Genomic DNA, 13,183 nt, shown 5'->3' with positions numbered 1-13,183 from the left:
GTATGAAATATCGACAGCCCAAAACACCCACAGAGAAAGAAATGGTCACGCTTTTAAAAGAAAAATTCAGTGACGATCCTGATTTCTTAACAGGCATTATGACATTTCTGGAAACAGAAGATGAAAGACAGTCTATGATTGATGAAATCGAAGCAGGACACGTATCTACAAGAGAACATGTAGTCATGTTTGCGGTGCAAATGGATGAAGAACGAGAGGAATGAGGGAGACCGAGATGGACAACATACGAATCATCTACAAAATCCTGCACACACTAGAGATTAGCATGGACTACGAAGAGTTCGACGATAAGATGATCTCCTCGTCGACGCTGGGCATATCAGAAGCGCGTCTTCTGTCTATTTTGCGCATGCTGCTTATAGCTGGTCTTATCGAAGGCATTGCCGTCGACACCGACGCAGCAGGAAATTTCCAGGTCAGCAAGGGTAGGCCAAGATTAACTCTCAAAGGTCTGGAATATTTAAACGAAAACGGAATGATGCAGAGAGCAATGAAAATGGCGAAAGGCATTAAGGATAGCATACCAGGTTTATAATGAGCCACTTGCAGAAATGCAGGTGGTTTTTTCATGCCCTGAAAGGAGCCATATGAATCAACGATTTAAGCCGCCGCGCCGGGTAGAACGGCAGTATGAACGGGCAATTAACCGCTTAATCAACGAGCTACGGCGACGGTTACGCGGCATCAAAAGCCCGGCGCGCATGGTAGAGGCAATACGGGGCTTTGCCCGGTCCCCGAACTTTAAAAGAGAATCCAGGAGAATTGCGATGGCCATGGTGACAAGCCTGTTCGTGGACGGCGCGAAGACGTGGCGGGAGGCCGCAGCCAAAGGGAGCAAAGGGGACCTGATCTATAAAGCCTTGAAAAAGGAGCTGAAATGGTACCCGGTCTATCATGAGATTATCGAGCGGAATAGTAAGCTCATCAAGTCATTGTCTGATAAAGCCGCAGAACGGGCCTCTAAGCTGGCGGCAGAACGGGGCCTGAACGGTGAACGGCCCGAATCCATGATAGCGGCCATCTTACAACAGGGGCCGAATTTGACACGGGCACACGCCCGGCTCATTGCCCGGACGGAAACAGCAAAGGCGGCTACAGCCTTAACCCGCGTACGCTCCGAAGGCGCCGGCATATCGTGGTATGTATGGCGCACCAGCGACGATGCCCGGGTACGGTCCAGCCATCAACACATGGATGATGTAGTATGCGCCTGGAATGACCCGCCGTCGCCGGAAAAGCTCATCCATAAAAAAAGCTATGGCAACTATGCACCGGGTGAGATTTTTAATTGCCGTTGCTATGCAGAGCCATTAATTGATGATACCGACGTGCAGTGGCCGCACAAGGTATACCGGCACGGCAAAATACAATATATGACGCTGGCACAATTCCGGCGCATCAATCAATAGAAAGGGGTGAATGACAGTTGAAAGCATTTTTTGGGAGCCGCATCAGTGACCATATGATACGCACTCCCGAGGGCTATTTAGTATGCCGCGATGTACCCATAGCCCGAACAGGTATACAGCAGTACGCCGGCTCTGAGTTTGGCGGCGAAGAGCCGGAAAAGGTCTACAACGTCAAACGCCCGGAAGAGGAAGTATTTAATAGAACGGCATTGGTATCTTTTGAAGGAAAGCCCGTCGTAGATGAACACCCGGACGAAGATATCAGTGCTGACAATGTATTAAAGTACATCAAGGGCACATGCCGCAACGTACGGCGCGGCGACGGTCCCTTATCGGACTGTATCATTGCGGATTTGATTATTTATGACAGCGACTTAATCCACAAGATAGAGGAAGGCAAGCGCGATATTTCTTGCGGCTATGACTGTTTATGGAACCCGGAAGGCGACGACGGGTACATACAACGGGAAATACGCGGCAATCATGTCGCCGTTGTAGACCGCGGCCGTGCCGGCCATAAAGTAGCCATTAGAGACGCCAATACAACACCCATTAGGAGGAAAAATATGAAAAAAGACAGCTTATTCGGCCGCATGCTGCAGGCCTTTGCAGCCGACGCAGACACAACGCCGGAAGATATGGAAAAGGCGGCGAAATTAAACCCGGATTGTGCAAAAGACGACGGTGAAGGCAATCAGCCACAGCCGCCGCAGAACACGCCACAGGACGGTAAACAGAGCGATTTAGAAGAACGCTTATCCCGTATCGAAGACGGCATCGCAGAATTGCGCAACGCCCGCGGCTTTAAACGCCCGCCGGTAGAGGATGACGACGATTGGGACGACGAAGACGACGACGGCCCGGCATACGCTCCGTATAAACCGCAACAGCAGAAGCCGGACGCACTGGACGACCTCGAACAGGAACTCAAGGGCAAAAAGCCGGCACCGCAGCCGCAGCCACCGCAGCAGGAAGAACCGGAAGATTACCAGGTGGAAGACGATGACGAAAATGTGCCGGACGATGAAGGCAACGTAAACCCGGACTATCTCAACAAAATCAACGGAGAAGCAGATGATGATGACGACGTAATCCAGCCGAACGGCGCCGTTGCAGAAAGTATCAAGAAAAACGCCCTGGAAATCATCAAGAACATCAAGCCGTTGCTGGCCGCACTCCCGCAGGAACAGCGCACGAAGGCCGCTGATTCCATGGCCGCGTTATTGCGCTCTAATTTGCCCGATACGCAGTATACATACCTGGCAAATGCGAAACGCTACGGCCACAAAGCCAAAGACAGCAAAATCATGGACGATGTAGCCTATGGCAAGATGATCCGGAATAAATTTAATCCCCATTACAACAAAAAGCACTGATTTGATATAAGGAGGCACATATAATGAGCGGTAAAGCAATCGGAATTTCTATGACCTACGGTTTCCCGGGTACCTATGCACGTACACCGGATGATATTGTCACGTCCCGGCAGTTAAAGGAAGGCTCCGCAGATGTGGCATACGGCCTGGCACTCATGGCCAACACAGACAATACCTATTCCCCGGTAGATGCAACGTTTACAGCCGATAAATTCGGCGGCGTCGCCTTGCGCGTCGTCAAACAGGCCGTAAGCTATGACACTCAGAACGAAATGGCCTATAAAGCCCTGGACCTGGTAAGCGCCATCAACCGCGGCGCCGTCGTCGTAACGTGCAATAATGGCACACCGACAGCCGGCGGCCCGGTATACGTCCGTATCAAGGCGAACAGCGACATCGTAAATGGCATTGTGGGCGGCTTTGAAGCGGTTGCCGATTCCACAAATACGGTCAAACTGACAAATGTGCAGTGGACCAACGGCTATGTAGACGCAAATGGCGTCGCAGAAATCACTATTTTGACGCGGGCTAATGCCTAACCGAAAGGAGCTACACAATGGATACCAACGCATCGTTTTTTACACCTAATTCCAGCATGTTTAATGCGGCCAACATGGCCATGAAATCCGGCGGCCGTCAGGCGTTTTACGGGAATGCCTTTGATGCCGCTGTATCGTCCGGTATGGCTTACCTCGTCGGCGAACTGGAAAAGACAGACCCCAAAGTAAGAGAACCGCTCTCGGCCGTTACATGGCAGCGTGATATTGTTGCCAAAACCGGCGGCGGCTGGGTAGAATACACGTCTACGTTTGACATGGATTACGGCACGACCGGCCCTAACGACTTGTCTATCGTCGGCACCGGTACAACAACGGTCCCTGTTATGCAGGTAAATACGAACAAAAACATGTTCAAAGTATTTACCTGGATGCATGCTATGCAGGTGCCTTTTATTGACCAGGCAAAACTGAAACAAATCGGCCGCTCCCTCGAAGACCTGCTGAATAAGGGTATCCGGCTCAACTATAACAAGACGCTGGACCTTAATGTCTATAAAGGCTTTGAAAAACTCGGCACAACCGGCCTTTTGAATGACCCGAATGTCACGATTGCCGAAGCTGCCAACGGCGCAGCCGGTACAAAGACCTGGGCCACGAAAACGCCGGATGAAATCCTCGACGACTTGAACCAGGCCATTACGGATGCCTGGGTAGCGTCGGAATATGACCTGGAAGGCATGCCGAATCATATTCTTATCCCGCCGAAACAGTATACTTTGCTTGTTACGCGCAAAGTATCCGAAGCCGGTAATATCTCCGTCCTCGAATATTTGAAGAACAACAACATCGCCAACAACCAGGGCCGTGAAATTGAAATCCAGCCGTGCCGGTGGTGTGTACAGGCCGGCGCCGGCAAGACTGATCGTATGCTTGTCTATGTCAACGACGAAGATAAGGTCAACTTTGATATCACGGTACCTATTACGCGCGCTATGACGCAGCCGGTAGTAGATAAGGCGGCCTATCTCACGCTTTATGCGGCACAGATTGGCCAGGTTAAATTTAATTACTACCAGCCGGTACGCTATGTAGACGGTATCTAAGTAAAGGAGAGAGTGCAATATGATTATTATGTCTAAAAAGAAATTCGAATTCCGCAACACGGACGGCGACGTATACACGACAAAAGGCTTTATGAACATGGAAAACGCCCCGGAATGGATTACAAAGGCCCGTTTGTACGCCCTGGCCGTCGCTGACGGTGATATTATCGCCGTGAATGGTGCCGGGACGGACAAAGACGCTGCAGAAGCTGCCGAAGCGGCAGACACTACAGAAGAACACTCAGAAGCTGCAGAAGCGGACGCAGCAGACGCAGCCGAACCGGACAAAAAGACAGCCAAAACAGGCAAATAAAGAAGGGAGGGACCGTACATGATAACAGGCATTACCGGCCAGGCATCCAATATTAAGAAGCCGGACCATCCGGCATACACTAAAGACGATTTTTTCGCCATATACCCGCAATTTAAAAGCACGATTCCCGAAGCCGTGGCCGACATGTACGTTACTCTCGGCCTGGATACGGTCAATTATACCCGGTTCGGTAAGGCCTGGCGTGTGGCTATCGGCTTATTTATTGCTCATTTTTGCACTCTTTACTTACAATCCATGCAACCGGAAGGAACAGCGGCCGCGTCCGTCATTGCGGCCGCATCTTCCGCCGGTATGATTACAGGCGAGAGCGCAGACGGCGTATCATACAGCCGGGACAACTCGGCCACGGCTGATCTGAATGGCTGGGCCGCGTTTAAAATGACAACATTCGGCTTACAATTTGCATCTCTTGCAAAAAGGTATGTGAGAGGCGGGATGTATGTATGGTAGTAAAGGCAAAGGTAGAGAAAAAAGACATAAACGGCGGCCTTGCGGGCGTCGTAAAACGGCTGTTACAGCTCAAAAAACGGCATATCTACGTCGGTGTACCGAATAACAACAACGCGCGCGAAGAAGAAGGCACGGCGGCCGATATCGGCAATGCGGAATTGGTATATATCCATACGCACGGCATCCGGGCCTGGCCTATGCGGCAAGAAATGAATATCAACATGGCTAAAGGCGCGAAATACTCCGAAGCATACAGTATGTATATTGCATCGCACGGTTCCCCGTTGTGGCAAGCACCGCCGCGGCCTATCATTGAGCCGGCCATAGAGGCCAACAAAGCCCAGATTGCGGAGAAATTCAAGAAAATCTATATTGCGGCAGAGCACAACGACCCGAAGGCCATGGACGCGGCTATAAATAGTGTGGGCTTGTATGCACAAAACAAGGTCCGCGCTTGGTTCCGGGACCCGCGCAACAATTGGGCACCGAACAGCCCATTAACCATCAAGCTAAAAGGAAGTAACCGGCCGTTGATTGATACAGGCGCACTCCGGCAGTCTATCACGTACGTAGTAAGGGAGGATTAAATGATACATTTAGGCAGTGTGGTCCATTCGGGCATGCTATCCCAGATGATCACGATAGAACGCTCTTCCGGTACGTGGGAAAACGGCGTATACACCAAAGGAGAGCCGGAAACCATCACGACGCGGGGCATCGTTACCGTTGCCAGCCCCAGACAGCTAAATGGAGTAAAGGAAGGGGACCGGCAAAGCGGCGGTATTCGTATTTTAACGACGGAACGCGTCTATGTGACCGGTGAATCCAGTGAATCCGGTTACTCTGACGTGATTGTGTGGCACGGTGAGCGGTATAAGCTCCAATCTGTTACCCCGGACAACGATTACGGCTTTTATAGGGCAATTGGTACCCGTATTCGCAAAGGGGGCTAAAAAGTGGCAAATCAGACGAAAAAAGAGCTGTTGCAAGCCGCGTATAGAGCAACCATGAAGGCGCTAGGCTACGACCCGGACAAAAATTACGGCAGTACCCCGCCGCCGGTACGGATCAGTTACCCGGCCGAAGGGCAACCGGACTGGACCGCAGACGATGACGTAGTTTTTATCGCTTTTGAGGACGTCCCAGGAGACGACACGACGCAACCGGTGCATGAAGAATGGGAAACGAAAGGCGACAAGTTACGCAAGACACACTATTCTAACCGCGTGGTACGGTTTACCTGGACTGCATACGGCCCCCATGCATACGACAATATGATACAACTCCGTCATACGCTCTTAGATGGCGCAGACGCACTCAGAAAAGCAGGACTGTATATCATCCCCAGCCCGGAAACGCCGCGGTATGTACCGGAATTATACGGCGGTTTATGGTGGGAACGTGCAGACCTGGCATTTTCGTTTAACAATATGCTGGTTTGGGACGAAACGGTAACGCCAATCGAAACGGTACCGGTAGACGTACACGACAACCCAGGCACAAGCGAACACACGATTGAAACGACGGCACAGGTGGGGCCGTATGGCATTATCATCATTGAAGATTAAAAAGGAAGGATGAATAATATGAATTTATCGCTAAAGACGATTGTCAATATATCCGTCAACCTGGCGACCCGTTCCGCGGCCCGGAAAGGCTTTAATGTAGCCTTGATACTCGGCACGTCTACAGTCATTCCGCAGGAAGAACGGGTACGCGTGTATACCTCGACGGATGCCATGATTCAGGACGGCTTTTCTGTTGACAGTGCCGAATACAAGGCGGCACAATTGTATTTTTCCGCGACCTCGTCTCCGGTTAAACTGGCCGTTGGCGCAAAATACACCGGTGATGCGGACTTACTGGCAGCCGCACAGGCATGCCGCAACAAAAACTCCGAATGGTATGTGCTGATTCCGCTCGGCGCAACTAAAGCAGAAATTCAGACGCTGGCGGCATGGGCAGAAACGGCTACACCGGATACCCTGCTTGCGTATACGACAAATGACGAAAACAATTTAAGCCTGGTAGATAAAGACAGCGCAGAAGACGATACAGACGGCATTTTTGCTTTGCTGAAAGCTAAGGGCTATCGCCGTTCGTTTGGCCAGTATTGCGGCCGGTCTGATACACCGGACGCTGTAGCGGCAACGATGGGCTATGCCATGGGACAAAACCGCGGCACGTACAATTCGGCGTATACATTAGCCTATAAGAATCTTCCGGGCGTTACCACGGACGATCTCACGGAAACGCAGGTGGAATATGTATGCGGCTCGTCTACGACAACCGGCGTCAACGGCAACGTATACATTACCCGGGCTGATTCGTACGACGTATTACAGCAGGGCCTTATGGCGGACGGCACGCATTTCGACGAAATCATTAATCTCGACATGTTAAAAAATGACATTGTATTGAGCATTATGGATTTGCTGGTTAGCACGCCCAAAATCCCGGCGACAGAAGCCGGCGTAACCGCGATTACGAATGTTATTGGCACGGCTTGCGACAAGTACGTTACAACGGGCTTTATTGCCCCGGGTGTATGGCGCGGCGGTGATGTACTGGATTTGACCAACGGGACCGCATTGGCTAATGGTTATTTGATTCAGAGCGGCTCTGTAGATGACCAGTCGGCTGCAGATCGCGATGCCCGCAAGTCGCCTCCTATTTATGTATGTGTCAAGACGGCCGGCGCAATCGAATTTGTAACCGTAGAGGTTGACGTAAACAGATAAGGAGTTGAAATAAATGGCAAAATCGACGTATTCCTTTTTGGATGTAACCGGCTCTATTCATTCTGAATTGGCAGGAGATTATATTTTTACCGGAGAAGGCGCCGGCTCTATCAGCATTTCTAAATCGACAGACCGGACCTCGCATGACGTGGCCGCAGACGGTTCTGTTATGGTATCGAAAATTGCCGGTAACAACGGCACAATTACAATCGAAGTACAGCAGACCTCCCCGCTCCACAAATGGCTCGAACAGTGGTATACACTGATCTGGAATGGGGCAACAAGCCATTGGGCAGACACTACAATTTTAATTCGTAACAGCACGATGAATATTTCCCATTACTGCACCGGCGTATCGCCACAAAAAGAACCGGACACGCCCTATCAATCGCAGGGCCAGCGCGTCACGTGGACGCTTATGTGTGCGGATATTACGAATGTACTTTTATAAGAGGTGATACTATATGGCAACTAAACCAGAAAAACCTAACAAAAAAACTAAAGTTATTGAAGTAAGCGGCAAACAGTACCGCTTAAATAAATTAGATGCTCGTTCGGCCTCGTATTTGGCCATTAAAGCAGCATCTTTATTTGCCCCTGCACTGTTTGCCGGGGAGGAAATCCCGAATCAGTTAGACGGCATTGGTACTGCATTAAACAATATTCCCCGCGCAGAGTTTGATGAAATCCAGAATATGTTGCTGGCTACGGTGTATAGACTGAATGACATTGACGGGCAACAGGTACCGGAACCTGTTATTAAATCTAACGGAGAGTTTGTTGATAGTGATATGAACTATGACGTTACCGCGGTTATCACGTTGACAGCCCAGGCATTCGCGTTTAATGTCGGCAGTTTTTTCAACGTACCCGGGTTGATGCAGGCAGTGAAAAAATAAGGTTAAATTTTAGCCCTATGTCCTATCCAACGATTGATACGTTTGCTTATGCCCCGGTAATTGCCGGAATGTGGCAACAACACGAAGTATTTGATGGAACATATGATTTAGACGATTTATTGGACGCGCATGAAATACTCTTTGTAAAAGCGGAAAATGAACGGCGGGCTATGGAGGCAAGCAAAAGTGAAAGGGGTGAGTAAATGAACCCGGGAGAAGTTATTAGTGAATATCTGGTGCGCCTATCTGCTGATATTGACAACAATTCGTTTAATTCTGCGACAACTTCACTGAAACAGTTGGAAGGGATTCTGCATAATATAAAAGGCTTTGCGGTCCCCGCGGCTGTAGTAACCGGCCTTGCGGCCGTCGCTAAGCAAACGGTAGGAATTATAAAAGGCGTTGCCGATACGGACATGCAATATCAGAAACTGGCAACGCAGATGTGGACGACTACGGAAACAGCAAAAGCCTTGAACGTTGCTATGAAGACCATGGGCGCGTCCGAACAGGATATTGCATGGGTCCCCGAACTTCGCGAACAGTTTTTCCGTTTGCGTGCAGAAATGAACGAACTAGCCACGCCGGAAGACGCGGGAGAACAACTCCGGTACATTCGTAGTATTGGCTATGAAATACAGTCATTACAAGTTAAGCTGCGGATGCTGAAAGAATGGATTACATACTATCTGATTAAGTACCTGGCTCCATTCATTAGGCAGTTTAAGGAATTTATTGAAAGTATGAACCGCGGTTTAGGGAATCGGATGCCGGAAATTGCAAAAAAAATAGCAGAAATACTATCTCGCATGTTGTCTATCGGGATATCGGCGTTCCAGGTCATTCGCTCTGTTTTTGGTGCCGTGGTTGATTTTGTAGAAAGTCTGCCAACATTGGTTAAGAAATGGGCCGCCATTTTTGCCGTTGTCGGGGCCGCGATTATGTCCGGCCCGTTCGGCTTGATGATTATGGCAATCGGCGGCGCACTGCTTTTGATTCAGGACTTTGTTTATTACATGAACGGCTGGAATTCTTCAAAGACATTAGCTCCAGTCTGGCAAAAGCTGCTTGATTTATCGAATAACAGCACTATTACAGATATAAAAAATCTGATTATACGGGCCTTGTATGAGGTTTCCTCGGCGTTGCAATGGATGTACAGCAATGTTCTCACGCCGGTCCTGCAAATGATTAAAAATATTGTTTTATGGACAGTACAGGGAATCGATTGGGAATCCATTAAGGCCACGTGGGGAGGCGCATTGCTCTCTCTTAGTGATGGCTTTGGCAAGTTGTACAAAGACGCCAAAACTTTCTTTAAATATTTGTTTGGAGTAACTGACAAGAAAACGGAAAACGGGATCAAAGGCTTCTTTAACTCGATTGGTAAGGTCATTACTATTGTTATTCGTACTCTTGGCGTGATGGCCTTTATTTTAGGCCGCGTTGCAGATGCATTAGACGCTTTGATTCATAAAGATTTTACAAGAGCGGCGCAGATTTTCGGAGATATGGCAAAAGACGTAGCAAGCGGCAAGGCTTGGGACGGCACGGCAAATGCAACCGGAGTAGGATCTGGGGAAGTTTCGACGGATGAAAAATTCAAATCCGGCAGAGCATCGACTATGATGGCAGACTTCATGGGGAATGGTTTTACCCGTGAGGGTTCTGCTGTTATGGTCGCACGGGCAATGCATGAATCGCAGTTAAAACCAGGCGCTATTTATGGTGACCCGGATAATACTACGTATGCCAAAACAGTCGATAAGGATACATTTATTAAAGACGAGGTTGCTTTTGGGTTGTTCCAATGGAAAGACTATAGAAGAAAAGCGGCATTGTGGGATTTACACGAAAAGACGGGACTACCTTTAGATAGCTATCAGTTGCAGATGATGTTTGCATTAATGGAGTTAAACGGACAATTATATAATGGTTATTACAAGCCGGCTGGTGATGAAATGCGAACACCTGGCAGTATTCGAAATAAAGCCTATCAATTTACCGCAGATTTTGAGGGAGCATCCGGCCAGGGAGAAGAAGAAACAATAGAAAATGCGAATATGATTTACAAACTCGGCGATCCTAGCTATCAAAGCACATATGGCTATAGCAATATGATTGGAAATGGGCTGGTAAGTATGGGACCGCAGCTTTACGGAAATTATAACAATAACAGCAACAGTACAAACATCGGCTCTATTACCATTAATGCTCCCGGTATTACGCAGACAGGCGAACAATTGGCGGGAGACTTGACAAGAACCTTGCAGGCACGGACTGGGAGCAATCTGGGAGGCGGTGTAGTATGAGCGTCTTAGGAACCATACGCGGGACGTTATCGTCCCTTGATGTGATAACGAACGGTGCGCTACAGGAAATTTTAGGAAAAATTGATGCCTATGAAGCGGGCGGGAAAAGTGATGTATTCGTACTAAAAGATGGCTTGTCCGGGTACCGCCCGCGACAATGGGGCATGCAACCGGTACAGCAAATGATATTATGCAAGACAAATGTAGGCGGGCTGTTTTTTGATGCGGTTTTGAAGGTTACAACAGATCATTCGGCTACAATTACATCTCATCCGGTACAGGCTGGGGCAAATATCTCTGACCATATGTACATGGAACCGATAAAAATTAATATGGAAATTGGCATGAGCGATGCAATGGCCTCTATGGCTTTCGGGCAATGGTCCGGCGCTTATACAAAATCGGTATCCGCTTATCGAATGTTAGTAAGTCTACAAGAATCACGAACGCCGTTTAGCGTGCTTACAAGGCTAAATAAATATGACAATATGGTTATTCAATCCATTTCTGTCAACGATGATGCAAACACACTGTACGGCTTACGGGCTAGTATTTCCATGCAACAAATTATCATGGCAACAGTGGCCACGGAAAAAATATCGGCTCGGGCATGGTCTACAGCTAGTAGTACAAATAAGTCAGAAGCGCAGCCGGTAGAAAAACCAACATCAGAAGCAAGGCGCATAGAAGAAGGTCTGGGGGTGTAACATGTCTTATTGTACAATTCCTATCGATACAACGCCGGATTCGATACAGACGTTTAAGCTATCCTTAGAAGGCGGCGCCCGAAACATAAACATCCGATTAAGCTTACACTATAGCGACATATTCGGTCTATGGCTTGCAAAAATCGTAGACAATACCAGCGACGCCGTCTTGCTTGATTCGTTACCGCTTGTTCCCGGTATCAATCTCCTAGGGCAGTATAAATATCTCAATATCGGAGAGGCTTACATCGTCGCAACGACAAGTACAGACTTAATGATGCCGGACAATACGACACTGGGGAGTACATTTGTTTTGGTGTGGGGTGATAACTCGTGACAATGCCAGCGGGCGCGTTATGGCTACGCAAATATAAAATACTCGTCGTAGACGCCAACGACAACGAGGCGCTTAATGTTTCGGACCTGCACTGCACATTCGAAGTACATAAAAGCCGGGCAAAAAATGGCTTTTATGCGACAGTACGTATCTACAATTTGACGGCAAAGACGGAAAACAAGCTCGTAGAAGAAGGGGACCGGCTTATTATCGAAGCCGGTTATACCGGAAAAGGTAAAAAAGACGTAAAACAGGCCGACGGGACAACCAAAGAGGAAGATGTAGACCTGCAATACGGAAAGATATTCGATGGGAAAATTGTTTGGCCCAGCCGCTCCCGTAATAGTAATACAGATTATGTGTTGACGCTCATGGCTATTGACGGCGATAATCCGTTAAACAAAAATTTCATCGCTAAAACAGTCAACCGGGGCATGAACGCCCGAAAGGTAGTAGAAACGGCAGCACAAGACGCGGAAGTAAAGACAGACGTGGGCAAAGTATCAAACGGCCTATCACAACAGAAGTTACCGCGCGGCAAAGTGTTTTTTGGCAATCCGTATAACTACATCGCGGACGTGTGCCGCGGCAATGCCGCTAATTACTATGTTGAGAATGGCACATTAAACGTCGTTAAATTGACAGACCCGTCCACAGATGAAGCGATTGTAATTTCTCCGTCTACCGGCCTTATCGGGACGCCGCAACAGGTACAATCGGGGATGAATTTTAAAATCCTGCTGAACCCGTCAATCCATTTAATGTCTATGATACAACTGAAAGATGTACAGGCGAATGAAATATCAGCAACACCCGGCCAGCCTATCATGCCGATAGATGACGAATGGATCTATCAGGTGGCCGGCCTGGTACACCGCGGCGACACGCGCGGGAATGACTGGTACACGGAGATAGAGGGAATATCCCGGTACGGAAAGGGGGCATTACCGGCGATTTTGGCCAATAGCGGACAAAATGCAAACGGTACGTAATT

The 13,183-nt window shown here is 48.8% G+C and carries 19 protein-coding genes; all 19 read left to right on the top strand.

Going from position 1 to position 13,183, the window contains the following annotated elements; genetic code table 11:
- The first annotated feature begins 2 nt into the window (after window positions 1-2).
- From PGX44_RS01105 to PGX44_RS01015, 19 genes are read left to right on the top strand one after another with little or no spacing between them, the layout of a single operon-like run.
- Entirely contained in the window at window positions 3-224 is a 222-nt protein-coding gene (locus PGX44_RS01105) for a hypothetical protein (RefSeq protein WP_498853900.1), read from the top strand.
- Window positions 221-556, top strand: a complete 336-nt coding sequence (locus tag PGX44_RS01100) for a YjcQ family protein (protein WP_498853899.1) — start codon at window positions 221-223, stop codon at window positions 554-556. Before PGX44_RS01105 ends, PGX44_RS01100 begins: the two co-directional genes overlap by 4 nt.
- A 52-nt stretch (window positions 557-608) precedes the next feature.
- The gene (locus tag PGX44_RS01095) at window positions 609-1,430 is read left to right on the top strand and encodes a phage head morphogenesis protein (protein WP_498853898.1); all 822 of its coding nucleotides are present in this window, start codon (window positions 609-611) and stop codon (window positions 1,428-1,430) included.
- A gap of 17 nt (window positions 1,431-1,447) precedes the next feature.
- Window positions 1,448-2,806: a DUF2213 domain-containing protein gene (locus PGX44_RS01090; protein ID WP_498853897.1), complete on the top strand. Its 1,359-nt coding sequence runs from the start codon at window positions 1,448-1,450 to the stop codon at window positions 2,804-2,806.
- Window positions 2,807-2,829: 23 nt separating this feature from the next.
- Complete coding sequence (locus PGX44_RS01085; protein WP_498853896.1) at window positions 2,830-3,345, top strand: structural cement protein Gp24; 516 nt, start codon at window positions 2,830-2,832, stop codon at window positions 3,343-3,345.
- Between the two features lie 17 nt (window positions 3,346-3,362).
- Window positions 3,363-4,409, top strand: coding sequence for a DUF2184 domain-containing protein (locus tag PGX44_RS01080; protein WP_498853895.1), 1,047 nt, complete (start codon window positions 3,363-3,365; stop codon window positions 4,407-4,409).
- 19 nt (window positions 4,410-4,428) lie between these two features.
- Window positions 4,429-4,722: a hypothetical protein gene (locus PGX44_RS01075; protein WP_498853894.1), complete on the top strand. Its 294-nt coding sequence runs from the start codon at window positions 4,429-4,431 to the stop codon at window positions 4,720-4,722.
- An 18-nt stretch (window positions 4,723-4,740) separates the two neighbouring features.
- Window positions 4,741-5,193, top strand: coding sequence for a DUF4054 domain-containing protein (locus PGX44_RS01070; RefSeq protein ID WP_498853893.1), 453 nt, complete (start codon window positions 4,741-4,743; stop codon window positions 5,191-5,193).
- Window positions 5,187-5,780: a phage virion morphogenesis protein gene (locus PGX44_RS01065; protein ID WP_498853892.1), complete on the top strand. Its 594-nt coding sequence runs from the start codon at window positions 5,187-5,189 to the stop codon at window positions 5,778-5,780. The genes PGX44_RS01070 and PGX44_RS01065 overlap by 7 nt, the downstream gene beginning before the upstream one ends.
- Window positions 5,781-6,146, top strand: a complete 366-nt coding sequence (locus PGX44_RS01060) for a hypothetical protein (RefSeq protein WP_498853891.1) — start codon at window positions 5,781-5,783, stop codon at window positions 6,144-6,146.
- Window positions 6,147-6,149: 3 nt separating this feature from the next.
- On the top strand, window positions 6,150-6,761 hold the full coding sequence (locus PGX44_RS01055) for a phage neck terminator protein (RefSeq protein WP_498853890.1): 612 nt from the start codon (window positions 6,150-6,152) through the stop codon (window positions 6,759-6,761).
- 18 nt (window positions 6,762-6,779) lie between these two features.
- Entirely contained in the window at window positions 6,780-7,934 is a 1,155-nt protein-coding gene (locus PGX44_RS01050) for a DUF3383 family protein (protein ID WP_498853889.1), read from the top strand.
- Between the two features lie 13 nt (window positions 7,935-7,947).
- Window positions 7,948-8,385, top strand: a complete 438-nt coding sequence (locus tag PGX44_RS01045) for a tail tube family protein (protein ID WP_498853888.1) — start codon at window positions 7,948-7,950, stop codon at window positions 8,383-8,385.
- Window positions 8,386-8,398: 13 nt separating this feature from the next.
- Window positions 8,399-8,833 carry a phage tail assembly chaperone gene (locus PGX44_RS01040; RefSeq protein ID WP_498853887.1) on the top strand — a complete coding sequence of 145 codons (435 nt, stop codon included), beginning with the start codon at window positions 8,399-8,401 and terminating at the stop codon, window positions 8,831-8,833.
- A gap of 17 nt (window positions 8,834-8,850) precedes the next feature.
- Entirely contained in the window at window positions 8,851-9,036 is a 186-nt protein-coding gene (locus tag PGX44_RS01035) for a DUF6889 family protein (protein ID WP_498853886.1), read from the top strand.
- A complete protein-coding gene (locus PGX44_RS01030; RefSeq protein WP_498853885.1) occupies window positions 9,037-11,145 on the top strand; it encodes a phage tail tip lysozyme in 2,109 nt (702 codons plus the stop codon).
- Entirely contained in the window at window positions 11,142-11,852 is a 711-nt protein-coding gene (locus PGX44_RS01025) for a phage baseplate protein (RefSeq protein WP_498853884.1), read from the top strand. Before PGX44_RS01030 ends, PGX44_RS01025 begins: the two co-directional genes overlap by 4 nt.
- A gap of 1 nt (window position 11,853) precedes the next feature.
- The gene (locus PGX44_RS01020; protein WP_498853883.1) at window positions 11,854-12,189 is read left to right on the top strand and encodes a phage baseplate plug family protein; all 336 of its coding nucleotides are present in this window, start codon (window positions 11,854-11,856) and stop codon (window positions 12,187-12,189) included.
- A 2-nt stretch (window positions 12,190-12,191) separates the two neighbouring features.
- Window positions 12,192-13,181: a phage protein gene (locus PGX44_RS01015; RefSeq protein ID WP_498853933.1), complete on the top strand. Its 990-nt coding sequence runs from the start codon at window positions 12,192-12,194 to the stop codon at window positions 13,179-13,181.
- The last annotated feature ends 2 nt before the right edge of the window (window positions 13,182-13,183 follow it).

Origin of the sequence: Caecibacter sp. AF58-12pH5A (genome assembly GCF_027681725.1) — a bacterium.
GTDB lineage: Bacteria > Bacillota > Negativicutes > Veillonellales > Megasphaeraceae > Megasphaera > Megasphaera hominis.
The sequence above is the reverse complement of the archived record's forward strand: the minus strand, read 5'-3'. Positions and strand labels throughout refer to the sequence as shown.

What these genes read in the sequence shown, in the direction of transcription:
- PGX44_RS01105 (WP_498853900.1), top strand. Translation starts at nt 3, where the DNA reads ATGAAATATCGACAGCCCAAAACACCCACAGAGAAAGAAATGGTCACG.
- PGX44_RS01100 (WP_498853899.1), top strand. Translation starts at nt 221, where the DNA reads ATGAGGGAGACCGAGATGGACAACATACGAATCATCTACAAAATCCTG.
- PGX44_RS01095 (WP_498853898.1), top strand. Translation starts at nt 609, where the DNA reads ATGAATCAACGATTTAAGCCGCCGCGCCGGGTAGAACGGCAGTATGAA.
- PGX44_RS01085 (WP_498853896.1), top strand. Translation starts at nt 2,830, where the DNA reads ATGAGCGGTAAAGCAATCGGAATTTCTATGACCTACGGTTTCCCGGGT.
- PGX44_RS01080 (WP_498853895.1), top strand. Translation starts at nt 3,363, where the DNA reads ATGGATACCAACGCATCGTTTTTTACACCTAATTCCAGCATGTTTAAT.
- PGX44_RS01075 (WP_498853894.1), top strand. Translation starts at nt 4,429, where the DNA reads ATGATTATTATGTCTAAAAAGAAATTCGAATTCCGCAACACGGACGGC.
- PGX44_RS01070 (WP_498853893.1), top strand. Translation starts at nt 4,741, where the DNA reads ATGATAACAGGCATTACCGGCCAGGCATCCAATATTAAGAAGCCGGAC.
- PGX44_RS01065 (WP_498853892.1), top strand. Translation starts at nt 5,187, where the DNA reads ATGGTAGTAAAGGCAAAGGTAGAGAAAAAAGACATAAACGGCGGCCTT.
- PGX44_RS01060 (WP_498853891.1), top strand. Translation starts at nt 5,781, where the DNA reads ATGATACATTTAGGCAGTGTGGTCCATTCGGGCATGCTATCCCAGATG.
- PGX44_RS01050 (WP_498853889.1), top strand. Translation starts at nt 6,780, where the DNA reads ATGAATTTATCGCTAAAGACGATTGTCAATATATCCGTCAACCTGGCG.
- PGX44_RS01045 (WP_498853888.1), top strand. Translation starts at nt 7,948, where the DNA reads ATGGCAAAATCGACGTATTCCTTTTTGGATGTAACCGGCTCTATTCAT.
- PGX44_RS01040 (WP_498853887.1), top strand. Translation starts at nt 8,399, where the DNA reads ATGGCAACTAAACCAGAAAAACCTAACAAAAAAACTAAAGTTATTGAA.
- PGX44_RS01035 (WP_498853886.1), top strand. Translation starts at nt 8,851, where the DNA reads ATGTCCTATCCAACGATTGATACGTTTGCTTATGCCCCGGTAATTGCC.
- PGX44_RS01030 (WP_498853885.1), top strand. Translation starts at nt 9,037, where the DNA reads ATGAACCCGGGAGAAGTTATTAGTGAATATCTGGTGCGCCTATCTGCT.
- PGX44_RS01025 (WP_498853884.1), top strand. Translation starts at nt 11,142, where the DNA reads ATGAGCGTCTTAGGAACCATACGCGGGACGTTATCGTCCCTTGATGTG.
- PGX44_RS01020 (WP_498853883.1), top strand. Translation starts at nt 11,854, where the DNA reads ATGTCTTATTGTACAATTCCTATCGATACAACGCCGGATTCGATACAG.
- PGX44_RS01015 (WP_498853933.1), top strand. Translation starts at nt 12,192, where the DNA reads ATGCCAGCGGGCGCGTTATGGCTACGCAAATATAAAATACTCGTCGTA.